Annotated in this window: 23 protein-coding genes; 14 read left to right on the top strand and 9 right to left on the bottom strand. The window is 59.3% G+C overall.

Annotated elements, in window-relative coordinates; translation table 11 throughout:
• Positions 1-59 precede the first annotated feature (59 nt).
• A complete protein-coding gene (locus ACI5GA_RS26995; RefSeq protein WP_421425035.1) occupies positions 60-773 on the bottom strand; it encodes a FadR/GntR family transcriptional regulator in 714 nt (237 codons plus the stop codon).
• A gap of 341 nt (positions 774-1114) precedes the next feature.
• Between ACI5GA_RS26995 and ACI5GA_RS26990 the strand changes: the two genes are divergently transcribed.
• The 3 genes from ACI5GA_RS26990 to ACI5GA_RS26980 all read left to right on the top strand — a co-directional run bounded on the left by ACI5GA_RS26990 (position 1115) and on the right by ACI5GA_RS26980 (position 4668).
• The gene (locus ACI5GA_RS26990; protein WP_421425033.1) at positions 1115-2464 is read left to right on the top strand and encodes an MFS transporter; all 1350 of its coding nucleotides are present in this window, start codon (positions 1115-1117) and stop codon (positions 2462-2464) included.
• Between the two features lie 66 nt (positions 2465-2530).
• The gene (gene gudD, locus ACI5GA_RS26985; protein ID WP_404634635.1) at positions 2531-3874 is read left to right on the top strand and encodes a glucarate dehydratase; all 1344 of its coding nucleotides are present in this window, start codon (positions 2531-2533) and stop codon (positions 3872-3874) included.
• 140 nt (positions 3875-4014) lie between these two features.
• Positions 4015-4668: a DUF1345 domain-containing protein gene (locus ACI5GA_RS26980; protein ID WP_421425031.1), complete on the top strand. Its 654-nt coding sequence runs from the start codon at positions 4015-4017 to the stop codon at positions 4666-4668.
• A 63-nt stretch (positions 4669-4731) separates the two neighbouring features.
• Here the strand turns inward: ACI5GA_RS26980 and ACI5GA_RS26975 are convergent, their stop codons facing one another.
• Together ACI5GA_RS26975 and ACI5GA_RS26970 are read right to left on the bottom strand one after the other, a co-directional pair.
• Positions 4732-5415: an ATPase gene (locus ACI5GA_RS26975; RefSeq protein WP_421425029.1), complete on the bottom strand. Its 684-nt coding sequence runs from the start codon at positions 5413-5415 to the stop codon at positions 4732-4734.
• A 175-nt stretch (positions 5416-5590) separates the two neighbouring features.
• Complete coding sequence (locus ACI5GA_RS26970) at positions 5591-6925, bottom strand: PLP-dependent aminotransferase family protein (protein WP_421425547.1); 1335 nt, start codon at positions 6923-6925, stop codon at positions 5591-5593.
• A gap of 87 nt (positions 6926-7012) precedes the next feature.
• On the opposite strand from ACI5GA_RS26970, the gene ACI5GA_RS26965 reads away from it, so the two are divergent.
• Positions 7013-7900: a DMT family transporter gene (locus tag ACI5GA_RS26965; RefSeq protein ID WP_421425027.1), complete on the top strand. Its 888-nt coding sequence runs from the start codon at positions 7013-7015 to the stop codon at positions 7898-7900.
• Positions 7901-7914: 14 nt separating this feature from the next.
• Here ACI5GA_RS26965 and ACI5GA_RS26960 read toward each other — a convergent pair whose 3' ends face one another.
• Both ACI5GA_RS26960 and ACI5GA_RS26955 read right to left on the bottom strand, forming a co-directional pair.
• Positions 7915-8796 carry a DMT family transporter gene (locus ACI5GA_RS26960; RefSeq protein WP_421425024.1) on the bottom strand — a complete coding sequence of 294 codons (882 nt, stop codon included), beginning with the start codon at positions 8794-8796 and terminating at the stop codon, positions 7915-7917.
• A gap of 307 nt (positions 8797-9103) precedes the next feature.
• Positions 9104-10441: a PQQ-dependent sugar dehydrogenase gene (locus tag ACI5GA_RS26955; RefSeq protein ID WP_404634625.1), complete on the bottom strand. Its 1338-nt coding sequence runs from the start codon at positions 10439-10441 to the stop codon at positions 9104-9106.
• A gap of 229 nt (positions 10442-10670) precedes the next feature.
• Between ACI5GA_RS26955 and ACI5GA_RS26950 the strand changes: the two genes are divergently transcribed.
• Positions 10671-11267, top strand: a complete 597-nt coding sequence (locus ACI5GA_RS26950; protein ID WP_421425022.1) for a cupin — start codon at positions 10671-10673, stop codon at positions 11265-11267.
• Between the two features lie 145 nt (positions 11268-11412).
• On the opposite strand, the gene ACI5GA_RS26945 is transcribed toward ACI5GA_RS26950, so the two are convergent.
• Positions 11413-12306: a pseudouridine synthase gene (locus tag ACI5GA_RS26945; RefSeq protein ID WP_421425021.1), complete on the bottom strand. Its 894-nt coding sequence runs from the start codon at positions 12304-12306 to the stop codon at positions 11413-11415.
• Between the two features lie 442 nt (positions 12307-12748).
• Here ACI5GA_RS26945 and ACI5GA_RS26940 point away from each other — a divergent pair, with 442 nt between their 5' ends.
• Positions 12749-13015, top strand: a complete 267-nt coding sequence (locus ACI5GA_RS26940; protein ID WP_404634619.1) for a hypothetical protein — start codon at positions 12749-12751, stop codon at positions 13013-13015.
• A gap of 15 nt (positions 13016-13030) precedes the next feature.
• On the opposite strand, the gene ACI5GA_RS26935 is transcribed toward ACI5GA_RS26940, so the two are convergent.
• The 3 genes from ACI5GA_RS26935 to ACI5GA_RS26925 all read right to left on the bottom strand — a co-directional run bounded on the left by ACI5GA_RS26935 (position 13031) and on the right by ACI5GA_RS26925 (position 15780).
• Complete coding sequence (locus ACI5GA_RS26935; RefSeq protein ID WP_404634617.1) at positions 13031-13270, bottom strand: glutaredoxin family protein; 240 nt, start codon at positions 13268-13270, stop codon at positions 13031-13033.
• Between the two features lie 42 nt (positions 13271-13312).
• The gene (locus ACI5GA_RS26930; RefSeq protein ID WP_421425018.1) at positions 13313-14398 is read right to left on the bottom strand and encodes an acyltransferase family protein; all 1086 of its coding nucleotides are present in this window, start codon (positions 14396-14398) and stop codon (positions 13313-13315) included.
• A gap of 173 nt (positions 14399-14571) precedes the next feature.
• Complete coding sequence (locus tag ACI5GA_RS26925; protein ID WP_421425017.1) at positions 14572-15780, bottom strand: ammonium transporter; 1209 nt, start codon at positions 15778-15780, stop codon at positions 14572-14574.
• A gap of 355 nt (positions 15781-16135) precedes the next feature.
• On the opposite strand from ACI5GA_RS26925, the gene ACI5GA_RS26920 reads away from it, so the two are divergent.
• From ACI5GA_RS26920 to ACI5GA_RS26885, 8 genes are all read left to right on the top strand, one after another.
• Positions 16136-16450: a DUF883 family protein gene (locus ACI5GA_RS26920; RefSeq protein WP_404634611.1), complete on the top strand. Its 315-nt coding sequence runs from the start codon at positions 16136-16138 to the stop codon at positions 16448-16450.
• Between the two features lie 5 nt (positions 16451-16455).
• Positions 16456-16842: a phage holin family protein gene (locus ACI5GA_RS26915; protein ID WP_404634609.1), complete on the top strand. Its 387-nt coding sequence runs from the start codon at positions 16456-16458 to the stop codon at positions 16840-16842.
• Positions 16839-17180 (top strand): hypothetical protein, encoded by a 342-nt coding sequence (locus ACI5GA_RS26910; protein WP_421425013.1) that lies wholly within the window; start codon positions 16839-16841, stop codon positions 17178-17180. The genes ACI5GA_RS26915 and ACI5GA_RS26910 overlap by 4 nt, the downstream gene beginning before the upstream one ends.
• Positions 17181-17301: 121 nt before the next feature.
• Positions 17302-18465: an EAL domain-containing protein gene (locus ACI5GA_RS26905; RefSeq protein ID WP_404634605.1), complete on the top strand. Its 1164-nt coding sequence runs from the start codon at positions 17302-17304 to the stop codon at positions 18463-18465.
• Positions 18466-18549: 84 nt separating this feature from the next.
• Positions 18550-19881, top strand: coding sequence for a deoxyguanosinetriphosphate triphosphohydrolase (locus tag ACI5GA_RS26900; RefSeq protein WP_421425010.1), 1332 nt, complete (start codon positions 18550-18552; stop codon positions 19879-19881).
• A gap of 274 nt (positions 19882-20155) precedes the next feature.
• Positions 20156-20554 (top strand): response regulator, encoded by a 399-nt coding sequence (locus ACI5GA_RS26895; RefSeq protein ID WP_404634601.1) that lies wholly within the window; start codon positions 20156-20158, stop codon positions 20552-20554.
• Between the two features lie 381 nt (positions 20555-20935).
• On the top strand, positions 20936-21562 hold the full coding sequence (locus ACI5GA_RS26890) for a response regulator (RefSeq protein ID WP_404634599.1): 627 nt from the start codon (positions 20936-20938) through the stop codon (positions 21560-21562).
• A gap of 8 nt (positions 21563-21570) precedes the next feature.
• A complete protein-coding gene (locus ACI5GA_RS26885; protein ID WP_421425008.1) occupies positions 21571-25200 on the top strand; it encodes a transporter substrate-binding domain-containing protein in 3630 nt (1209 codons plus the stop codon).
• Position 25201: the final 1 nt, after the last annotated feature.

Genomic DNA, 25201 nt, shown 5'->3' with positions numbered 1-25201 from the left:
TCTTCATGATTTGTGTATGAAGAGCAAAAGCAAGAGCGCGCGTGACACAAAAGCACGTTTCAATCCCCCGGCGCCAGCCGCTCGCGGCTGTTGCTCAGGTGGGTCCACATTGCCGCGCGGGCGGCGTCGGGGTCCTGGCGTCGGATCGCAGCCAGAATCGCTTCGTGCTCCAGATTTGCCAGATACGCGTGGTGGGTCAGGCTCGCCCCCGCCCGCTCGCTGGACGCAATGCGGCTGCGCGGGATCACCGCTTGCCCCAGGTTTTGCAGGATGTCGAGGAAGTACGGGTTGCCCGTCGCCTCGGCAATGAGCAGGTGAAAACGCCGGTCGGCCTCGACACAACTGTCCTCCTTGGCCAAAAGATCCTGGTAGTCATCAAGGGCCAGGCGCATGGCGGTGAGGTGCTCGGGCGTGCGCCGCAACGCCGCCAACGCCACGGCCTGGGTTTCCAGCCCCATGCGCAACTCGATGATGTGGCGCACGCTGAACACCGTTTCGACCTTCAAGTGCAACCCGCTGGATTCCGAACGCGGCAACACAAACGTGCCTTTGCCCTGATGCGTCTCCACCAGCCCCGACGCCTGCAACTTTGAAATGGCCTCACGCACCACGGTGCGGCTGACGCCGTGCTCGCGGACGATTTCGTTCTCCGACGGCAGCTTGTCCCCCACCGCGATATGCCCGGAAAGGATGCGCTGGCTCAGGTCTGTCACAAGGTCCGTGGCCAGGTTGTGCTGGCGTCGTTTGCTCGGGGCACGTGCAGGTGCCTGCATGGGGAAGTTGTCCTATCAGTGGTGAATGCCGAGGGTCGTCTTCGTCCATCGGCACTTGTATTTTTAGCCTCGACAGGTCGAGCGCTGCAGCCATCAATCGCATCAACGCAACCCGGATGCCCGCTTCATGCCTCGACAATTCCCGGCTTCGGTGAGGATAAACACACTCATCCAACTTGTCATACAAGCTAGCTTATGCTGCTGAAAATTTTCCTACAAGCCCAGCAAAACCAGTTGCGGACGTCATCATTACTTGTATGATGACTGGCAACAGGGTGCGACACCCTGTCACACACACAAGCAACAACCCGCATAAAAATAATCAGTGGGAGTCAACCAGAGTGAACACATCCTCATCACGAGTGGATGACGCCAGCGATTCCGTCTTGCAGTCGGCGGTGTCCAAGGTCAAACGTCATATCCTGCCCCTGTTCGTCATCATGTTCATCGTCAACTACATCGACCGGGTCAACATCGGTTTCGTGCGTAGTCACATGGAGCATGATCTGGGCATCGGCGCAGCCGCCTACGGCTTCGGCGCCGGGCTGTTCTTCGTTGCGTACGCGCTGTTCGAAGTCCCTTCCAACATCCTCATGCAGAAAGTCGGTGCACGGCTCTGGCTGACCCGCATCATGTTCACCTGGGGCCTGGTCGCCGCCGGCATGGCGTTCATCCAGACCGAAACCCACTTCTATATCCTGCGTTTCCTGTTGGGTGTGGCGGAGGCCGGTTTCTTCCCAGGCGTGATTTACTACTTCACCCGCTGGTTGCCAGGCGTCGAGCGCGGTAAAGCCATTGCCATTTTCCTCAGCGGCTCGGCATTCGCCTCGCTGATCTCCGGCCCCCTTTCCGGCCTGCTGTTGCAGATCGAAGGCTTGGGCATGCATGGCTGGCAGTGGATGTACTTCATCGAAGGCATGTTCTCGGTGGGCCTGTGCTTCTTTGTCTGGTTCTGGCTGGACTCAAAACCCCAGGACGCCAAGTGGCTGACTCAGGCCGAGAAAGATGCGCTGAACACCGCCATAGACGACGAGCAGCGTGCCCGTGAAGCGGCCAGTCCGGTGAAACTGTCCATCGGCCAATTGCTCAAGGACCCGCAGATCATCCTGTTCTGCCTGATGTACTTCTTCATTCAATTGACGATCTACGCCGCCACCTTCTGGCTGCCGAGCATCATCAAGAAGATGGGCGACCTCACCGACTTCCAGGTGGGTCTGTTCAACTCGATCCCGTGGTTCATCGCCATCGTGGCCATGTACGGCTTCGCTTCGGTCTCGGCCAAGTGGAAGCATCAACAAGCGTGGGTCGCCTGCGCCCTGCTCATCGCCGCAGCGGGCATGTTCATGTCTACCACGGGCGGTCCGGTGTTCGCTTTTGTCGCCATTTGCTTCGCGGCGCTGGGCTTCAAATCCGCTTCGTCGCTGTTCTGGCCGATCCCGCAGGGCTATCTGGACGCGCGCATCGCGGCCGGTGTCATCGCCCTGATCAACTCGCTGGGCAACCTCGGCGGCTTCGTGGCACCGACCGCGTTCGGCATCCTCGAACAACAGACCGGCTCGATTCAGGGCGGCCTGTATGGCTTGACCGCCACGTCAATCATCGCTGCGATTCTGGTGTTCACCGTGCGTACGACCCGCAAGCCGGGTGCCGTCCCTGTCACCAGCGCCGATGTCACCCACAGCCACTCCTGAACACTTCAGCCCCTACCTTTCATTCGGCGCTGCATGGCGGCGCCTCGTAAACGCAAGGATTGAGTCATGAGCACACAACATTCCGGCAGCACCCCCGTCATCACGGACATGCAGGTCATCCCGGTCGCCGGCCACGACGACATGCTGCTCAACCTGAGCGGCGCCCACGGCCCGTACTTCACCCGCAACATCGTGATCCTGAAAGACAACGCCGGTCACACCGGTGTCGGTGAGATCCCGGGCGGCGAGAAGATCCGCCAGACCCTGGAAGACGCCCGCTCGCTGGTGGTCGGCAGCACCATCGGCAACTACCAGAAGATCCTCAACGATGTACGCCGCACCTTCGCCGAGCGTGATGCGGGGGGCCGTGGTCTGCAAACGTTCGATTTGCGCATCACCATCCACGCCGTCACCGGCATCGAAGCCGCTGTGCTCGACCTGCTTGGCCAGCACCTGGAAGTGCCCGTTGCCGCCCTGCTCGGCGAAGGCCAGCAGCGTGACGAAGTGAAGATGCTCGGTTATCTGTTCTATGTCGGCGACCAGAAGAAAACCAACCTGCCCTACCGCACCGAGGAAGACGCCGACAACGACTGGTTCCGCGTCCGTCATGAGGAAGCGCTGACGCCTGAGCGTGTCGTGCGTCTGGCTGAAGCTGCGTTCGAGCGTTACGGCTTCGAAGACTTCAAACTCAAGGGCGGCGCACTGAGTGGCGATGCCGAAATCGAAGCGGTCACCGCGCTGGCCGAACGCTTTCCGAAAGCGCGCATCACCCTGGACCCGAACGGCGCCTGGTCGCTGAAAGAAGCGATCCGTCTGTGCCGTGACCAGCACAAAGTGCTGGCTTACGCTGAAGATCCATGCGGCGCCGAAAACGGCTACTCGGGCCGCGAAGTGATGGCCGAATTCCGTCGCGCCACCGGTTTGCGCACCGCCACCAACATGATCGCCACCGACTGGCGTGAAATGGGCCATTCGATCCAGCTGCAATCGGTGGACATCCCACTGGCCGACCCACACTTCTGGACCATGCAGGGTTCGGTGCGTGTGGCGCAGATGTGCAACGAGTGGGGCCTGACCTGGGGTTCGCATTCGAACAACCATTTCGACATCTCGCTGGCCATGTTCACCCACGCCGCCGCTGCGGCACCGGGCAACATCACCGCCATCGACACCCACTGGATCTGGCAGGACGGCCAGCGCCTGACCAAGGCGCCTCTGCAAATCGTCGGCGGCAACGTGAAGGTGCCGAAGAAGCCGGGGCTGGGCATCGAGATCGACATGGATCAAGTGGCCAAGGCCCACGAGCTGTACAAAGGCATGGGCCTGGGGGCGCGGGATGACAGCGTCGCCATGCAGTTCCTGATCCCGAACTGGAAGTTCAACAACAAGCAGCCTTGCCTCGTTCGGTAAGCGCGAGCTGCTTGAACAGAACCACGTAAATTGCCAACTGGCGACCGGCGCGTAACCCCTTGCGCGCCGTTTTTCTTCCTTCCGCTTTATTCATGACGCCGTGCTAGGCTCTGCCCATCTTCGTGCAGTGAAGCCCACCCATGACGCGCCTGACCCAGACCCACCCTCGCCTGACCATCGCCATCGCCCTGGGCCTTGTCGCCGGTATTGCCGCCGCCCTGCTCGCCCCCGCCATCACCCTGACCAGCAAATGCCTGATCGCCTGGAACGTCGCGGGCTGGATCTACATGGTGCTGATCATGTTGCGCACCACCAACTCCAACGCCGAAGACGTGCGACGCATTGCCGAGGTCGAGGATGAGAACGCCGGGCTGGTGCTGATGCTGGTGTGCGTGGCGGCGATTGCCAGCCTTGCGGCCATCGTGCTGGAGCTGGCGGGCATCAAGGACATGGCACCCAGTGACAAGGCGCTGCATTACGCGTTCACCGGCCTGACCATCGTCGGTTCATGGTTGTTGATCGGGGTGATTTTCAGCCTGCATTACGCGCGGATGTTCTACACGTGGGACGGGGAGGAATCGGCATTGCGTTTTGCCGATGGCGAGCAGAACCCGGATTATTGGGACTTTCTGTACTTCTCGTTCACCATCAGCGTGGCAGTACAGACGTCAGACGTGGGCGTGGCAACCCGCAACCTGCGCAAAGTGGTCTTGGCCCAGTCGTTGATTGGCTTTCTGTTCAACACGTCGATTCTGGGGTTTTCCATCAATATTGCGGCGGGGTTGTTTAACTGAAAGCACATCGGCGAGGCCATCTGATTGACCTCGCCTTTTTCGATCAAGCCAACAGTGCCCGTGTCAGTTGCCTGCTACTTGCGCCACTTCACCGGACGTCACCAGCGCTTTGAGTGACATGTCGAACTGTTTCAGCGCATCGACTTGCAGGTCGCGTTGCTGGTTGATCTGTGCCGCGATTTCAGGGGCCGCCTTGTCATGGACCCAGACCGAATTCAGCTCTTTGGCACCCAGGCCTTCGGCCTTGCCGATGTATTGCAGATTCGCGTCATAGAACTTGGCGACGAACCGCGCTTCGACCTTGTTATTACGTTGAGTCACCAGTTGGCTGTAAGTGTCCAGCATGACCACCACATCGGGTTTGGCCTGCATCAAGGCGTCGAGGTTGTCGTACACCGTGACCGAGGCAAATTCTTTGGCGATCGAGCCTTTGAGCCAGTCAATGGCCAGTTTTGGATCGGAGCTGTTGACGAAAGCTTCGCGAATCCGCGAGTCCAGTGCGCCATTCTTCACGCCTTTCAATGCAACCGCGTGGTACTGCTCCAGATACTGCAGGGTGCTGACGGTGTTTTCACTGTAGAGCACACCCACGGACTGCGACTTTCTCAGGCCCATGCTGCTGTCAGCCATCGGCATGAAGTGGCACACCGGCTCCTCGGCAGCGGAGGCGGCGGCAAAGGCAGGAGCAGCAGCGATGAGACCACCGGTCAGTACGGCGACAAGCGTCAGCAGGGTTGAAATTCTCATCGCGGGCGTCCTTCTAAAGCCAATTCGGTATGGCTCTATCCTGCTCCTTTACTGAAAAAAAAGAACTCTCGATTGATGATGTTAACTATCGATTTCACGAATGGTGTGTGCACCGAAAGAGTCCTTTACCGATTATTGAATAAAACAACTTTCCCATAGGCTTAATCCGACTAATTCAGCCCCCATAGTTACCAATAACCTGGCGGACTTTATGCAGCGCATCGTACAAGGTCACGGCGTCTACCGACCCCAGCGCCAGCCGGATCGCATGGGGGACAGGGTTTGAAATGGCAAAGGGTTCTGCGGTCGACACCGCGACATTCAGGGCCAGCAATTCCATGGCCACCTGATCGGCTCGGGCGTCTTCGGGCAGCACCACCCACAGGAAGTAAGAGGCGGGATGACCAATGATGCTCAGCCCGGCCAGCACCTTGCGCGCAAGTGTCTGGCGCTGCATGGCGTCCTGACGTTTTTCGGCCTCAAGCCGGGCCACAGTGCCGTCTTCGATCCAGTTGCACACCAGCGCCGTCATCACGCCCGGTGTATTCCAGGTGGTCGCTCTGATGGCGCGCTCGATGGCGGGCACCCACGGCATCGGCGCGACGACAAATCCCACCCGCAGCCCCGTGGCCACGTTCTTGGAAAAGCCAGACACATACACCGTCAATTCTGGCGCCAGCGTGCGCAACGGCGTCGGCGGTTCGCTGGCCAGAAAAGCGTAGGCGGCGTCCTCGATCAACATCAGGTCATGCTCCCGCGCGATGACCACCAGACGCTCACGCCATGGCAAACCCAGCACCCAGCCCATAGGGTTGTGCAAGGTCGGCATCGCATAAACCGCCTTGACCCGGCGCGTTCGACAAAGCTTTTCCAGCGCATCGAGATCGGGGCCTGCGTCGGTCAATGGGATGGGCAACATCTCCAGCCGGTGTGCTTCAGCGATCACCTTGAACCCCGAATACGTCAGCGCGTCGACGGCGATCACATCACCCGGTTTGAGCAGCGCAGAGGCCGTAACCGCCAGACCGTGCTGTGCACCGCTGACAATCAGCAGCTCATCTGAATTGACCTGCAACCCACGCTCCCGCACATGCCGGGCCATACAGGCCCGTTCATGGCCGCGTCCCGCATGGGGCTGATAGCGCAGCAGGGCCTCCAGATCGCCTGAAAGCGCCAGTTGACGCAGCCCGGTGCGCAGCGTTTCCGCCTGCCCCGGCAACGCGGGGTAATTGAAATTCAGGTCCAGCACGCCTGCGACGGCCGCTTGCTGATCGACGCCATGACTGAGGGGCAAGGCGATTTCTCGCACGAAGGTGCCTCGCCCGGTTTCGCCACTGATCAACCCCATCGTCTCCAGTTCGGCGTAGACGCGGGACGCCGTCACCAGCGCCAGCCCCTCCTGCTCGGCCAGTTGCCGGTGAGTGGGCAAGCGGGTGCCGGGCGGCAGCGCCCCCGAGGCAATGTCGTTGGCGAAACGGTCGACCAGCGTCTTGTAGCGCGCACGGGGCATGCTGAATGTATCCATGACAATTCTTTGATTGTCTTGATTCTGCGCTCTAGGATTCGCTCAACGCAACGACTGGACGGACGCAACGCCATGGAACACACCTCGCCCCTGCTCCAACGACACGCTGCCAATGGCTGGCTCAATGGTCTCATCGGCGTGGTGATCTTTAGCGGTTCCCTGCCCGCGACGCGCATCGCAGTACAGGACATCGCGCCGCTCTTCCTCACCGTCGCCCGCGCCTCCATTGCCGCAGTTGTGGCGTTGTGCTTGCTCTGGCTACTCAAAGAACGACGCCCGACCCGCGCTCAGCTATGGCCGCTGTGCATCGTCGCCCTTGGCGTCGTGATCGGCTTTCCACTGCTCACGGCACTGGCTCTGCAATACGTGACCTCCGCCCACTCCATCGTCTTCGTCGGTCTGCTGCCACTGGCCACGGCCACGTTTGCCGTGTGGCGCGGCGGTGAGCGGCCTCGCCCGGCATTCTGGATGTTCTCGTTGCTGGGCAGCTCGCTGGTGGCGGGCTTTGCCGTGTCTCAGGGCCTGAGCGCCTCACCGATGGGCGATCTGCTGATGCTGCTGGCCATTCTGGCGTGTGGCCTGGGTTACGCCGAAGGAGCGAAATTGTCCCGCACATTGGGGGGCTGGCAGGTCATCTGCTGGGCGTTGGTGCTGGCGCTGCCGCTGATGCTGGGGCTGACGTGGTTCAGCGCCCCGCCCTCTTTCGCTCACATCGGTGTACCGGCGTGGATCAGCCTCGGTTACGTCTCGCTGTTCAGTATGCTGATCGGCTTCGTCTTCTGGTATCGCGGGCTGGTGCAGGGCGGGATCGCAGCGGTCGGTCAGCTTCAGTTACTGCAACCGTTCTTCGGACTGGCGCTGGCCGCGTCCCTGCTGCACGAGCAGGTCAGCATCGGCATGCTGGGGGTGACCCTGGCGGTCATCCTGTGCGTGGTGGGCGCGCGACGGTTTTCTCGCTGATGGCGCCCCCGCCGTCACTCCGCCACAGCTATCGGAGGACGCTTGAGGTAAACCAACAGCCCGCTCAGGCAAATCAGCGCCATGCCCAGTGTCGACGACAACACGGGGTAACTGTCGAAAAACAGCACCCCGTACACCGCCGCGAAGAGGATCTGCAGATAGCCCAATGGCGCAAGCACCGAGGACGAGGCATAGACATAGGATTTGGAAATCAACAGGTGCGCTGACATGCCCATCCCGCCCAGCACCAACAACATCCCCCACTGAAGCAGCGTCGGTGAAGCCCAGTAGAACGGCACCACCAGGCTCAGCAACGCGGTGCTGAACACACCCACGTAAAAACTGCACACCGACGGGCTGTCCGATTCTCCGGCCAGTTGTGTCAGTAATTGATAGACCGCAAAGCAGAACGCCGAAGCGAGCGGAAACAGCATCCACAGCGAAAAGCCGTCGCTGGTCGGGTTGATCACCACCAGCACACCGATGAAACCGACGATCACCGATAACCACTGCAACCGGTCTGCGCGGATGCCAAACAGCAGCGGCGACAGCAGGGTGACGAAGGCCGGGGCTAGAAACACCAGGGCGGTCGACTCTGCCAGCGGCACGTGGGTCAGGCCAAAAAGAAAGGTCAGGCTGTCGCCCAGCAGAAACACCGCCCGCAGCAGGTGCAGCCAGGGCCGCTGGGTGCGGAAGGCATTTTCGCGTTTTTCCCGAACGATCACCCGCGTGACGATCACGGTATGAATCAGATAGCGCGCCCAGGCCACGAAAATGACCGGCAGCGTGAGAATCAGGGTTTTCGACAACGCATCATGGCTGGCGAATACGAAAGCCACACCGACCATCAGCCACATGCCGATCACATGGCTGTGGGAACGGGAAGAAACACTCATGGGGTTATCCGGTGACGAGGATGAAGGACAACAGGCACGCCGCGCAGTACAGCACAAGTTGCCCTCGCCTCCAATGTGCCGGTGCGACGACGACAGCCCCAAGCGCGCCGCCGAACGATGAAACTACGACGGGCTCGCTGCGTCACCAGAACGCCCAAAGGGTGACAGACTCAAAATGCGTTGATCCTGATTTTGATCTTCCAACGCGGTGTCTGGACTGTCGCGTATGAAGAGCAAAAGCAGGAGCGAGAGCGAGAGCGAGAGCGAGAGCACACATGATAAAAACGGGGCGCTCGACCATTGACTTCTAATGAGCCTTGCTCACCCGCCACACCTTGTTCCCCACATCATCAGCCACCAGCAACGCACCCTGCTGATCGAGGATCACCCCCACCGGACGCCCCTGAGCCTCACCGTCCTTGTTCAGAAAACCGGTAAGAAAATCAATCGGCATGCCCGTCGGCTGCCCGTTCTCGAATCCGATGAACACCACTTTGTAGCCCGATTGCGGGTTGCGATTCCACGATCCGTGCTCGCCGATGAACACCCCATTGGAGAAGTTCTCCGGCATGCCGCGCGCATCGGAAAACGTCAGCCCCAGCGGTGCGACGTGCGTACCGAGCGCGTAATCCGGTGCAATCGCCTTGGCCACCTTGTCCGGACGCGGCGGCTGTACGCGTACGTCGACATGGTTGCCGTAATAGCTCCATGGCCAGCCGTAGAACGCCCCATCCTTCACCGACGTCAGGTAATCCGGTACCAGATCGCTACCGATCTCATCCCGTTCGTTGACCACCGTCCACAGCTCGGTACTGCCCGGTTTCCAGGCCAGACCATTCGGGTTGCGCAGCCCACTGGCAAACAGGCGTTTCTGCCCGGTTTTCGCGTCAACCTCCCAGATCGCCGCCCGCCCCTCTTCGGCTTCCAGACCGTTTTCACCCACGTTACTGTTGGAGCCTACGGTCACGTACAGCTTGCTGCCGTCGCTGTTGGCGATGATGTTCTTGGTCCAGTGATGGTTGAGGCCCGCAGGCAGGTCCGTCACCTTGACCGGCGTGGCCGTGATTTCGGTCTGGCCCTCGCTGTACGGCACTTTGACCACCGCGTCGGCGTTGGCGATGAATAAATCGTTGCCCACCAACACCATGCCAAACGGTGAAGTCAGCCCGCTGATGAACACCTTGTGGACTTCGGCCTTGCCATCGCCGTCAGCGTCACGCAGCAATGTGATGCGGTTGGCACTCTCCGCCTTGGCGCCCGCGCGGCTCATGACGATCCCCGATGCCGTGCGTTTGGCCCACGCCATCAACCCCGTGCCGCCATCGGTAGCGCCCTCGGGCTTGGGCGGCGTGTTGCTTTCGGCCACCAACACATCGCCGTTTGGCAGCTTGTACAACCAGCGCGGGTGTTGAAGGTTCTCGGCCAGGGCCTGAACCTTGAAGCCCTCCGGGGCTTTGGGCATGTCGTTGCCCGTCCAGCCCACTGCCTTGGAAATCTTTAGCGTCGGAATCAGCGTCGTGGTCGGTTCTGGCAATTGCGGCTTGGGGCCCACACCGGCCTGAAACGGCAACTTGGAATTTTCACCGCAGGCACTGAGCAAGGCCGCGGCGGTCATCAGCAGGGCAACGCGTTGCAACACCATCATTGTTCTAACCTCGTGTCAGCCTTCCATGGGCCGAATCTGGACACACAAAAATCGTCGAAATTATCGATGTGTCGCCCAACGCCGAACAGCATGGCAGGCACAAATGACCTTTGTTCTGCGGGCACGAATTAACCGACCGTCGCGGGCGTTCAAGGTTTCAATCAAACGGGATTCGGGGGAACGGCAACAGGCAACCTGAGGTCAGGTTAGCCAAAGGGAGGGAATCAGCATGACGAGATTGAACAGGCGCCATCTCATCAATGGAGCATTGATCATCGGCGCAGGCGCACTGATATTGCCGACCCATCGTGCAGAGGCCAACACCATGGAATCACCCAGAACACTGCTCCTGCAACGCAATGGCTGGGTGCCCAACAACCCGCGCCTGCCCGTGCTGCATTACCGCGACGTGATCACCGAGGGCGACGTTGCGTCGGCCGTGGAAGCGCTGTTCACGCAGAATGGCTGGAAACCGGCCTGGCGCGACGGGGTGTTCGACTATCACCACTACCACTCCACCGCCCACGAGGTACTCGGCTTTGCCGCAGGCAGCGTGCGTTTGATGCTGGGCGGGCCGAATGGGCATGAAGTCACTGTTAAAAAAGGCGATGTGGTGCTCCTGCCTGCGGGAACCGGCCATTGTCGTCTGTCGGCCAGCAGCGATTTTCTGGTGGTGGGCGGCTACCCGCCGGGTCAGAACTGGGACATCTGCCGAGAAGCCCCCACCGAAGCCATGATCGAACGCATGGCCACATTGCCCTTTCCGGAGAGCGACCCGGTGACTGGGCGCCATCCGCCGTTAACGACGTATTGGCCTAAGGGTTGAGGGGACGCTGGGAGGAAACGCCAGACGTTGCTACTACAGCGTGAACACCCCACTCCCGTAGCTGTCCGGCTTGCCGGCGGTAGCGATCTTTCGTACGCCACCGCAGGCACGTCATACGGCTACAACGAGGGCACCGCGTGAGCGCTCACGTCCACGCAAGCGTGATGCTGCTTTCAAAGGATCGCTCCTGGCCCGTCACCGGATCAATGAAACGCAAGCCCTGCGCCAGCAGTTTGAGTGGCTTGTCATAATCATCGACCGCATCCCTGACCACGTCGGGGTAAAACGGATCGTTACAGATCGCGGCCCCGAGCGCTGCCATGTGCACCCGCAACTGGTGCTTTTTGCCCGTGACGGGATAAAGCCCGTAGCGCCACAGGTCACCGTTGCGCTCACACACCTCGATCCGGGTTTCGGTATTGGCTGGCCCTTCCCCCTCTTGCATGCGAAAGAACGGCTCACCGTCCACCAGGCGACTTTTATGCACCCGCGCAAACTCAAGATCAGGCAATGCGCGGGCGATCGCCTCGTAGCGTTTATCGATCTGCCGGGTCGGAAACAGCGACTGATAAGCCGAGCGACTGTCCTTGTTGGCCGAAAACAGCACCAGCCCTGCGGTGTGACGGTCGATACGATGCAGGGGCACCAGATGCGGGTTGTCGAGCGTACGAATCAAACGCCGCAGCAGCGTCTGCTCGACGTATTCCCCTGACGGCGTGACCGGCAAGAAATGCGGCTTGTCGGCGACCACCAAATGCTCGTCGGCGTACAGGATCTGCTCCTGCACCGGAATCGGCTTCTCATCGGGCACTTCGCGGAAATAATGAATCCGCATCCCCTCGCGGTACGCCCGATCCAGCGCAACAGGCCGCCCTTCGCCATCCAGCACGCGCCCTCGCGCAAACCGGTCCACCCACTGATCGCGGCTGATGGCGCTGAAACGCTCGCACAGGCAGTCAAGTACCGTCAGCCAGGTGCCTGGCGGCAAATACAGAGTACTGGCCTGACTGTTGGCGGGAATGAAGGCAGAATCGGACATGGGTCACTCAGGGTCGGATGCAACAAGGACGGCATTATCGCTCAGGGTCTATTCGTGCGCGAGGAGCATGATCATGAGCGCGAAAGGCTCTGTTCCGGTCGTTACACGATCACGCGACGTTTTGTCGCACGCCACCGATGTACCAGTTGTCTGACATCTACATGACAGCAGTAGAAGCTGAAAATGATTTGTTCTAAAATGTTACGAAATCGGCAAGCAGGCGCGAATCCGAACCGACACGAAATGCTTCGTGATCGAACTCGAAAACGTCTGCCAGACCTGAACTCATAAAAAGAAAGCCCGTCCTCGACGGGCTTTTTTCGTTTTCAGCGTTTGTAACGCGCCTCCAGGCGCAATCGCCGGACATGCAACGTCGGCCCTGTTGGCGCGGATCAGCCCACGGCCCACGACAGATTTCGTTTTTCAAACTTGAGGTTACGCCATGCTGGTTCAACTGTTTCAATGGATCAAACGCCTGTCCACCGGCACCCCCGCCGAAAGCGAAGACAGCTATTCGCAATCGTTCTCGGATGACGAGCACGATGTCGGTCGCTGGACGTTCATGTCGGTGTTCATCGTTTTCACGTTGAGCCTGTACATCGTCGCGGGCCTTGGCTACTACGCCAAAGTCCACGTCTGGGACGGCATGACCGAAGCGCAGAAAGAAGCCGTCGCCAAAGCGATGGTCGTTGACACGCAATACCTCTGAAGACTGCGACTGCGCTCAGTCACACAAGAACGTCACCACCTGCCCGGTGTCGAACGGCCAGTCCAGTTCGGCCCCGGTGTCAGTGCGCCGCAACACCGGGATGCGCAACCCATAGGCATCGGCCAGCGCTTCACTCTGGGCAATATCCACCAGCTCGATCAGCAGGCCATGCTCGACCAGCGGCATCAACTCGGCTTCGGCCACCTCACATAAATGACACCCCACAGTGCTGAATAGCTGACATTCCGGCGGCATGGCGCAGACCTCCGTTGGCAGATTTCGGAACGTGCGGCCAGTTTAGGCCCGTCCGGAAATACCGTCGAGCCGGAAGCGGCGCCGGGAAAAATCGTTGGAGCGGTCCAGAATCGGCTTCTCGAAACAGCGATAGCCGACCCAGCCGTAACACAGCACAGCCATCATCATCAGCAACGCGAACAGCACGTTGTCCAGTAGGCTGCTTGACCAACTGCCGAACACCTGCCAGAAACGCCCGATTACACCCAGCACCAGCAGGTGCGAGAGGTACACGGTGTAGGACATATCGCCAACAGCGACAAGAAACGGCGGCATGTGCAAATAGTGGCGTCGCTCCAGTAACGCCAACCCCAGCACCAGCACGCCGAACACCGCCCCCACCGAGAACATGCGTACCAGCCCCTGGTCATCGAACAGCTGGTAGTAACCGATCAGCCCCACCCCTGGAATCAGCGCCACCGCCAGTGCCACGAAAATCATCGGCGTCGAAATCCGCGCGCAATGGCGGCTATAGAACAACAGCGCCAATGCCACACCGATGATGAACTCCAGCGAATAGGGATGAAGAATAATGCGTAACGCGGCGTTGTAGTCCTGCCAGTTTTCAACGCTATTGAACGCCACCAGCAGCACCGCCCAGAGCGCGAGAAACGCGGGCAACCAGCGCTCGCGGAACAGCATCAGCCCGGTGAACACCAAATAAAACCAAAGCTCGAACACTAATGACCAGGCCACCATCACCAGCAGCACCTTGTCATTGGGCAGCAACAGGAACGACATCAGCAGGTTTGACGAGCCGTGCGTGCTGTTGACCATATTTGGCTGCACCAGCACCACCGCCAGGGTCAGACCGTAGTACAGCCAGTAAGTGGGATAGATCCGCGATACGCGGTTGAACAGGAAGCGCTTGGATTCAGCGATCTTCCGGAAGCGACCACGACTGACGATCACCATCACGAAACCGCTGATGATGAAAAACAGATCGACCCCGAGCTGGAAGAAATCCAGCAATGGCGGCAACAGAATGTCACCGCCCGAATACTTGTGCTCTACGGCGGTCATGTGAAAAAGCACCACCCCTAGCACCGCCACGCCCCTCAGCCCCTGAAGGGAATAGATACGCTCCATCGACTTCTCCCACAGCAGACGTCGACCCAAGGGTGACGACAAGACAGGAAAGTCGAGGGGCATGCACAACGTCAGCCATGCCCACTCGGTTGCGAGTAAGCATAGCCAACGGTTGACGACGAATGAGGCCGGTCAGCAAGTTGCTAAAACCAGCGCCCAACCTGCATCACCCCTCAATCGTGGCTGACCGCCCCGATCTTGTGAATCGACAGGTCGGCGCCGTAATACTCCTGCTCTTGATTCAGGCGCAGGCCCAGGCACCGCTTGACCACGCCATACACAAGAAAGCCGCCCGCCAGCGCAATGACCACGCCCAACGCGCTACCTATCAACTGACTGATCAGACTGACCCCGCCCATGCCGCCGAACGCGGTCTGGCCGAAAATGCCACAGGCGATTCCCCCCCAAACGCCACAGAGGCCGTGGAGCGGCCAGACACCCAATACATCGTCGATCTTCCAGCGCACTTGCGCCGCCGTAAAACACCAGACGAACAAGGCGCCTGCGATCACGCCCGTCACCAACGCCCCCACCGGATGCATCAGGTCGGAACCCGCGCAAACTGCCACCAGTCCGGCCAGCGGGCCGTTGTGCAGAAACCCCGGGTCGTTGCGCCCGACAATCAACGCTGCCACCGTGCCGCCCACCATGGCCATCAGCGAGTTGACGGCCACCAGGCCGCTGACGCCATCCAGCGTCTGGGCGCTCATCACGTTGAAGCCGAACCAGCCGACGATGAGGATCCACGACCCCAATGCCAGAAACGGAATGCTCGAAGGCGGATAGGCAATCAACTTGCCGTCGCGATATCGACCATTGCGCGCGCCGAGCAACGTCACGGCCGCCAGGGCCAGCCAGCCGCCCATGGCGTGTACTACCACCGACCCGGCGAAGTCATGAAAACTTGCCCCAAAGGACTTGAGCAGCCAGGACTGAAAACCGAAATTGCCGTTCCACACCATGCCTTCAAAGAACGGGTAAATGAAAGCGACAATCAGCACCGTTGCACATAGTTGGGGGGCAAACTTCGCGCGCTCGGCAACACCGCCGGAAATGATGGCCGGAATGGCCGCCGCGAACGTCAGCAGGAAAAAGAATTTCACCAACCCGTAGCCGTGGTCAGTCGCTAACACACTGGCAGGCTGCAAAAAGCTGACACCATAGGAAATCCAGTACCCCACGAAAAAATACGCAAGGGTCGAGACAGCAAAGTCACTGAGGATTTTCGATAACGCGTTGACCTGATTTTTCTGCCGGACCGTGCCGACTTCCAGAAACGCGAAACCGGCGTGCATGGCCAGAACCATGACAGCACCGATCAGGATAAACAGGGTATTGGAGCTATGGACCAAGGTGTCCACCGCACTTTGCACATTTTCCATCGACGGGCAGGCCTGCAAGTGATGAAAAGCACCAAAGCAGGACAAGCCTTCTGACCGCTCACGACAAAAGCACCAAACAGGCGCAAGACGAGACTGCGCGAACCAATTTGGCGCACACAGACAGGCAGAAAAGCTGAACGCCTAGGCGTTTTTCTCGGTTTTATGGTTTTAGATCAAGGTTTCGGCGTGTTCGCCGACATGCACGCTCCGCATTGGAGCGCTCCGCCTCTCTGGCGCACCACTACAAAGCAAAACCTGTACCAGCCATTCCCGTCATCTGTTACAGCAATTGGAATGAACCTTCATTAATAGGCCATACTCGAAACCCATTATTGCCACCCCTACGGAGAACACCATGGCTCGCCCGACAGCAGAGAAAGCCCAGGACATTTTGATGGCAGACTTCCAGACACTGGTCGCAGACACGGAAAAACTGCTGGCGCACACGGCGTCTCTGGCCGGAGACCAAGCCGACGAACTGCGCGACCAGATTCAGGACAGCCTGTTGCGTGCCCGGGAAACCCTGGCCCTGGCCGAAGCCGCCCTGCGTGAGCGCGGCAAGGAAGCGGTGGTCGCGACCGAGGAATACGTGCAAAACAACCCATGGCAGTCGGTGGGCATCGCCGCTGGCGTGGGCTTCCTGCTGGGTCTGCTGGCTACAAGGCGCTGACTGATATGACGTTGGAAACAGGTCCGTCCGAGAGCGATCACACCTCATCGCCGCGCCGTCTGGGTGCCGCGTTTCTTGGGTTGCTGCACAGCCACGTCGAGTTGTTCGGTATTGAACTGCAAGAGCAGAAAGCCCGCACCGTCAGCCTGTTGCTGTTCGCCGGCCTGGCACTGGTCTTTGCCCTGCTTCTGCTCATCGGCCTTTCCGCATTGCTATTGATCGTGATGTGGGACAGCTACCGCCTGACGGGCATTATCGGGCTGTGCGTGTTCTATACCCTGGCCGCGCTGTTCTGCGCTCTGCGGCTGAGGTCCGCGATCTTCGATGAATCTTCGCCGTTTCATTCCACCCTGGAAGAACTGGCCAATGATCGTGAGCGACTGATGCCATGAGCCACCCTGATTCGCCTCAAACCCATAATCGCCGCGAGTTGCGCAAGGCACTGATCCGTCTGCGCATGGAAATGCATCGCCAAGAGATTCGTCACGAATCCGCCCAGCTGATGCGCCCTCTGCACCGCGTGCGCGGCATGGCCCACGATTTCCCCGGCTCGCTGGGCATCAAACACGCGCCGCTCTGGGGGATCGGTATCGTTTCGCTGCTGGGATTTCTCACCGGCAAAGGCGCGCGCAGCAAGCGCAGCGGCAGCGTCACACGGCTGATCAAACTGAGCGCAAGCCTCATGCCCATCATTAGATTGATTCTGCAAACGTCCGGTCGCCGCCCCTGAGCTGGCCATTTGGCTGCATTCTTGCAAACAAACCTGCCCGCGCCCTGACTCGATAGTCACACCGAGTCAGGGCGCGTTTTTTTGCTTGAACAACAAAGCCAATAATTTCTGAGGAGGCCATGTGATCGATGGGCAACCGCTAGCGTGCTTTCAGCCGTTCATCGATACCGCCACCGGCCGTATTGCAGGTATAGAAGCGCTGGGCCGCCTGTTTCAGGAGGACGGTCGCTTGCTGTCTGTCGGTCCCCTGTTCGCTGACCCCAAGCGCCCGGCCATCGAACTGCGCCGCCTGGATCGTCTGATTCGTGACGATGCGCTCAGTCGCTTGCACGAAGCACCGAGCGACTGGTTTTTAAGTCTGAATATTTCTCCACGTTGGATCAGCCGCCTGCGTCCGGGCCAATCGCTGCCCAGTCTCAAGCAGTTGCAACAGCATGGCATTCCCGCACAACGTATCGTGTTCGAGATCACCGAACTGGGCGGCGACAGCCAGCGCCTGAGCGACGTCGTTGCTCGCTATCGCGAAGCTGGCGCACGAATCGCCATCGACGACTTTGGGGCGGGGTACTCCCAACTCGATCGCGTCCTTGCGTTGCAGCCGGACATTCTCAAACTCGACATGCGGCTGTTTCAGGCCGCGGCCAGAGGCGGCCCCAGCAGCGACGTTGTCAAGGCGCTGGCGCAGATGGCCGAAAAAACCGGCTGCTGGATCATCGCTGAAGGCGTCGAGACCGAAGCCGAGCTGCATTTCGCGCTGGAGTGCGGCTCGCGCTATGTACAGGGATTCCTCTTTGCCCAGGCCGAGCAGGACTTTTTTGCGGCCGACGCGTTCGTCGACCGCTTCGCTGAATTACGCGACCGGTACGTGATGCAGAAAGTCGTGGAACGAGAGCGCCTGATGAACCTGCGCAAGCAGTTGAGTCAGCTCATGCATCGGCTGCAAGGCTGGGCCGAGGGCGAAGCTCCGCTGAGCGACTTGCCGGACGTGCAGGACTACCCTTGGTTGCTGCGCTTCTATCAATGCGATCGTCACGGCACCCAACTCACCCCCAATCTGGAGTGGCGCAACGGGGCCTGGCTCGCGGATACCCGCTATCTGGGCCACAACTGGTCATGGCGCCCCTACTTCTATCACCTGCTCGCCGAAGGCTGGCATGAGCGCCGCCTCACGCTGTCCAACACCTACCGTGATGCCACCAGCAACCAGTATTGCCTGACGGCAGGGCAGTTTTTCGACAACGGCAAACGCCTGCTGCTGATTGACGTTGACGCTGCAGGCTTTTGACGGCGCGAGACCGACATCTTCTGCTTGCAGCGCGCGGAGCTAAACGGGAAGCTAGGCCAGTAATCACCCGATGGAGTACCGGCCTTGGATTGGCAAACCCTGCTCACCCGCGAGCGCCTCGGCAAAACCCTGCACAGCCCAGAAGAACTCGGGCGCAGCCCGTTTCACAAGGACCACGACCGCATCATTTTTTCCGGTGCGTTTCGTCGTCTCGGGCGCAAGACGCAAGTCCACCCGGTCACCAGCAACGATCACATTCACACACGCCTGACCCATTCACTGGAAGTCAGCTGTGTCGGTCGCTCGCTGGGCATGCGCGTCGGCGAAACCCTGCGCAGTGCCCTGCCCGACTGGTGCGATCCCAGTGACCTGGGCATGGTCGTACAGTCTGCCTGCCTGGCTCATGACATCGGCAACCCACCGTTTGGCCACTCTGGCGAAGACGCGATCCGAAACTGGTTCAAGCAGGCTGCCGGGCGCGGCTGGCTCGACGCGATGAGCGACGTCGAGCGCAATGATTTCCTCAACTTCGAAGGCAACGCCCAAGGCTTTCGCGTGCTGACACAACTGGAATATCACCAGTTCGAAGGCGGTACACGCTTGACCTACGCCACGCTCGGCACCTACCTCAAATACCCGTGGACCGCTCGCCACGCCGACTCACTGGGCTACAAAAAGCATAAATTCGGCTGTTACCAGAGCGAGCTGCCCATTCTTGAACAGATCGCAACCAAACTCGGCCTGCCGCAAATCGAAGAACAACGCTGGGCTCGCCATCCTCTGGTGTACTTGATGGAGGCGGCGGATGACATCTGCTACGCGCTGATCGACCTCGAAGACGGCCTGGAAATGGAGCTGCTGAACTACCCGGAGGTCGAGTCGCTGCTTCTGGGGCTGGTGGGAGACGACCTGCCGGACACCTACCGCCAACTCGGGCCAGACGATTCTCGTCGCCGCAAACTCGCCATCCTGCGGGGCAAAGCCATCGAGCACCTGACCAATGCAGCCGCCCGGGCTTTCGTCGAGCAACAGGACGCCTTGCTCGCCGGCACCCTGCAGGGTGATCTGGTGGAGCACATGCACGGCCCGGCCAAGCGATGTGTCTTGAGCGCCAAGGACATGGCGCGAAAGAAAATCTTTCAGGACAAGCGCAAAACGCTGCACGAAATCGGCGCCTACACCACGCTGGAAATCCTGCTTAACGCGTTCTGTGGTGCCGCACTGGAGCAATACGGCGGACATACCCCGTCGTTCAAGAGCCGACGCATCCTGGACCTGCTCGGGAACAATGCGCCCGATCCCGGATGGCCACTGCACACGTCGTTTCTGCGGGTCATCGACTTCATCGCAGGCATGACCGACAGCTACGCCAGCGAGATGGCCCGAGAGATGACCGGCCGTTCAAGCCCAGTCTGAGCGAATTTACCTAATGCGACAGGCCCGAAATCCCAAGGGTGATCGGGCTTTTCTTTTCAGCGCTTCCGGAAAAGAAAACAGCATCTTCAGAAACGTCCTACACGCGACCAAGACAAGTCCTATCGCCCCCTCCGGGCCTCTAACGAATAATCCGCCCGTCCCATCGCGGCGCAGGCCCATCCGTCAACCGCCCAGCAGCCGCCCTTCACTGCATACGCCGAGCGCCTCACCCTGCACAAGCGCCCGGCCCTTTCGCCTCGCCTGGAACCTGCCGATGCCCAAAGACATGCTTCGAATTCTACTGGTAGAGGATCATCCCTTTCAGCTCATCGCATTGCAGATCCTGCTCAACAACCACGGATTGTACCGGGTGACCCCCGCCCTGAATGCCGAGGACGCCCTGACGGCCATGGAGCGAAGCGAACAGCCTTACGATGTGCTCCTCTGCGATCAGCGTTTGCCAGACATGAAAGGCATCGAACTGATCGAGATCGCCAGTCGACGCAATCTCGTACGCCAAGCGGTGTTACTCAGTGGCCTTGAGGACGCTCAATTGGTCGATATCCAGCGGGAAGCGTTCGAAAGAGGCCTCCCATTACTGGGGTGCCTGAGCAAACCATTGAATACACTTGAACTATTGCGGCTTATTTCATTCTCACCAAGTGACTGCTGAGTCCTGCCTGACATCTCATAGCCAGTTGCAATGCAACCGCGACAATTAATGATGCCTTTATTCCTAATAAAATGCCGTTAGCAGCGGCAGGGTTCATCGCATCAAAAAAACGCCGCGTTTATTACGTGTAGTACCAAACTGATGTAAACGTAGGAATATTCCCAATCGAAATAAACGCACTTTATCTTATAACTTTTTTCGCTCAGAATCGGTGCCGCTTTTTAAACACTCAGTGAACGGGCCGAGTATTGGCGTACGGCAATACTCTGATTTTTGTAGGATGTTTCCTATATATAACCACTGCATCGTTCTGCTCATGTGCACCTTCACGCTTCTGGGATAAGGTGCGCGTCTTCTTCGCTGCCTGCTATGGATTGAATTATGAACTCAGTTTTTATCATCGATGATCATCCTGTCATTCGCCTCGCGATCCGTATGCTGCTCGAGAATGAAAACTACGAGATCGTCGGCGAAACGGATAACGGCGTGGACGCGATGCAGATGGTGCGCGAGTGCATGCCTGACCTGATCATTCTCGATATCAGCATCCCGAAACTGGACGGACTCGAAGTACTGGCCCGATTTAACGCCATGAATCTTCCGTCGAAGATTCTGGTACTCACAGCGCAGGCGCCCAGTTTATTTGCAATACGCTGTATGCAATCGGGGGCCGCGGGATATGTATGCAAACAGGAAGATCTCAGCGAACTGGTCAGTTCGGTCAAAGCTGTCCTCTCTGGCTACAATTACTTCCCGAGCCAGGCACTGGGTGCGTCCGCACATCAGGGTGGCGACCCCAGCGAGCTGGAGCGTTTCAAACTGGTCAATGACCGTGAACTGATGGTCCTTCAGCTCTTCGCCCAAGGACGAACAAACAAGGAAATCGCCAAGGGAATGTTTCTCAGCAACAAAACCGTCAGTACGTATAAGACTCGCCTGATGCATAAACTGAAAGCCAGAACGTTGGTAGAACTTATCGAGATGGCAAAACGCAACTCGCTAGTGTGAGAAAGAGGATGCCGAAAGGGTTAAAGGACTACGGGACACTGGTCGTACTGGCATGTTTGAGCCTCGGCGCTCAGGCAGAAACCGGTGCGACCGAACGCTATACCCTGCTGAGCCGCTCCAATCCTGCGCACATGGAGGTGACGCTGGATCGGGTTCAGTGGCAGTGGGTACGCAGCAAGCGCGAATTGATTCTGGGCACTTCCGCACCGGATTATCCGCCGTTCGACATGACCCTGACCGGTCGCGATTACGAGGGCTTCACGGCTGATTACATCGGTATCGTCGCCCGGGCGCTGGATCTTCCAGTCAAGGTGCTGCGCTACGACACGCGAGATCAGGCCATCGAAGCACTGCTCAAGGGCGACATTGACCTGCTCGGCAGTGCCAATGGCTACGAAGCCGCCGCCCAGAAAATCAGGCTTTCATCACCCTACGCCGTGGATCAGCCCGTTCTGGTGACCCGAACCGGTGAAACGCGCGGACTGAATGATGGCCTCAACGGTCTGCGCCTGAGCATGGTTTACCATTACCTTCCCCCCGAGGAGATCAGCACCCTCTATCCCAAGGCTCGACTTCAAACGTTCCCCTCATTTCAGAGCGCCATCAACGCTGTAGCATTCAATCAGGCCGACGTATTCCTGGGCGACGCGATTTCGACACACTATGTGATCAGCAAGGGTTACCTGAATAACGTACAGATGGCCAACTTCGGCAAACACGAACCCAACGGGTTCAGTTTTGCCGTGAAAGCCGATAACACCCAACTCCTGGACATCATCAATCAGGTACTCAAAGGCATCCCCATCGAAGAACGCATTGCGATCTCCAAACGCTGGGGTGCCGGTGCAGACATGTTGCTCACCGATCAGAAACTGCAACTGACCCAACGCGAGGAACGCTGGATCGCTCAGCATCCGACCGTTCGCGTGGTGATCAATGACGCGTACGCGCCCTTGACCTTCTTCGATGCCAGCGGCAACTTTCGCGGCGTGACAGCCGACCTTTTGGACCTGATCCGGCTGCGAACCGGACTTCGCTTCGACGTCCGCCATGCACCCAGCATGGCGGACATGATGAATCGGCTCAATCAGGGGCAAGCCGATCTGATCGGCGCCATGGTGCCCAGCGACGAGCGTGAAAACCGGTTCAGCTTCAGCCGCCCTTACATGGACAATGCCTTCGTCCTGGTGACACGCAAGGAACCTTCAGGCCCGTCCAACCTGGACCAACTGGAAGGCAAACGCGTCGCGCTCACCCTCGGCAGCCCGATCCTGGAAACCCTGCAACAGAACCATCCGCGCATTTATCCCGTGGAGGTAGACAACCCCGCCCAGGCCCTGGACATGCTCGCCCACGGACGAGTCGAAGGGGCAATTACCTCCTTGTTCAGCGCCAGCTACTTCATCGCTTCCCGTGCCGCGCAGGATACGCTGCAAATGCGTGTCACCGTGGGCCGTGACCCTGCCCGAATCGCCATGGCGACGTCCCGCAACGCCACCGAACTGAGCAGCATCATCGACAAGGCGCTGTCGAGCATTGCGCCGGAAGACCTCGCCGTCATCAACAATCGTTGGCGCACCTACATGCCCGCCGGTAGCGGCGCCTGGCAGGATTACCAACTGCTGGTCTATCAGATCGTCATCGGTGCCGGCCTGCTCCTGCTGGGTTCGCTGGCATGGAACGCCTGGATGCGGCGCCAGATCAAGCAGCGCGAAAAGGCCGAACGGGCGTTGAACGATCAGTTCGAGTTCATGAGCGCGCTGGTCAATGGCACGCCCCATCCGATCTACGTCCGGGATCGCGAAGGCCTGTTGCAAATGTGCAACGAGAGCTACCTGACCGCGTTTTCCGCACAGCGTGAAGCGGTGATCGGAAAAAGCATTCTCGATGGGGTCCTGAGTGATGCCCAGGAGGCCAGAGAATATGTCGAGGACTATCACCAGGTCATGGCCGACGGGGAACCACTGATTCTCGACCGTTCTCTCCACATCGGCGAGCGGTCGCTGACGATTTACCACTGGATCCTGCCTTTCAAGGATTCGCTCGGCAAGGTACAGGGCATCATCGGCGGCTGGATCGACATCAGTGAGCGCCGACAACTGATCGAGGAACTGCAAACGGCCAAGCAGCAGGCCGACGACGCCAACCGTGCAAAAAGTACCTTTCTGGCGACCATGAGCCATGAAATCCGTACCCCGATGAACGCTGTCATCGGCATGCTGGAGCTGGCGCTCAAGCGCGCCGATCAGGGCCAACTGGACCGTCCTGCCATCGAGGTTGCCTACAGCTCGGCCAAGGATCTGCTGGAACTGATTGGCGACATCCTCGACATCGCACGGATTGAATCAGGTCGCCTCACCCTAAGCCCCGAACGGGCCAATCTGCGACAACTCGTGGAGTCGGTGGTCCGAGTATTCGACGGATTGGCGCGTCAAAAAGGCCTGACGCTGCAACTGGACCTGGACAGCCGAATCAATCTCGACGTCCTGATCGACCCGCTGCGGTTCAAGCAGATCCTCTCCAACCTGATCAGCAATGCCATCAAATTTACCCCTAGCGGGCAGGTCCGCATCACGCTCCAGGCCGATGACGCTGCGACCGACCAACACATTCGGCTATATGTCGTCATCCAGGACAGCGGTATCGGCATCAGTCACGAGGATCAGGCGCGGTTGTTCGCCCCCTTTGCCCAGGCCGACCACGGCGGGCAACTGGCGCGAACCGGCGCCGGCTTAGGCCTGGTCATCTGCCGCAGCCTGTGCGAGATGATGGGAGGAACCCTGACCCTCGACAGCCAGCCTGGCGACGGTACTCGGGTAGAGATGACGTTCGATCTGACCTCACTGGAACCACTGGTCAGCACACCCGTCACGAAGGATCCTACCGATGACCACGAAGGCGCACTCGATATTCTGGTCGTCGACGATCACCCCGCCAACCGTCTGCTGCTGTGTCAACAACTGGAGTTTCTCGGGCATCGCTGCGAAGTGGCCGAACAAGGCGCTCAGGGGCTGGAGCGCTGGCAGGCGCGGCATTTCGATCTGGTCATCGTGGACTGCAACATGCCCGTGATGAACGGTTACGACCTGACGCGGGCGATCCGCGCACACGAGCGCCACATCGGGCAGACGCCCTGCTCGATACTGGGGTTTACCGCCAACGCTCAACCCGAGGAAAAACAACGTTGTCGCGAAGCGGGCATGGATGACTGCCTGTTCAAGCCCATCAGCCTGACCGCCCTCAACGAGCGCCTGTCTCGCATCGCACTCCTCCCCTCGAAAAAGGAGACCACCGTGACACCTTCCCCCTTTGAAATGGACAGTATTCTGGCATTGACAGGGGACAGGCCGGAAATGATCGAACACCTGATCACGCAACTGATCAGCAGTTGCCGAGACGATGCGAAAGAACTGGACGAGGTCATTGCACGCGCAAACCGTCAGGAGATCCACGACATCGCTCACAAGATCAAGGGCGCGGCACGGATCATCAGCGCCAACGAAGTCATCGAGTTATGCACGCAGCTTGAACAAGGGTGTGACAACGGCGTGCCTGCAGCTGTTATCGAGCAATGTGCGCAGGCGTTGAAAGCCGCCATGCTGACGTTGGAACAGGCACTGTTGCACAAGCCTCGTTGAC

The sequence above is a fragment of the Pseudomonas sp. Pseu.R1 genome, from assembly GCF_045764065.1.
GTDB lineage: Bacteria > Pseudomonadota > Gammaproteobacteria > Pseudomonadales > Pseudomonadaceae > Aquipseudomonas.
Note: the sequence above shows the minus strand (reverse complement) of the source record. Positions and strands in the feature narration are given on the sequence as shown.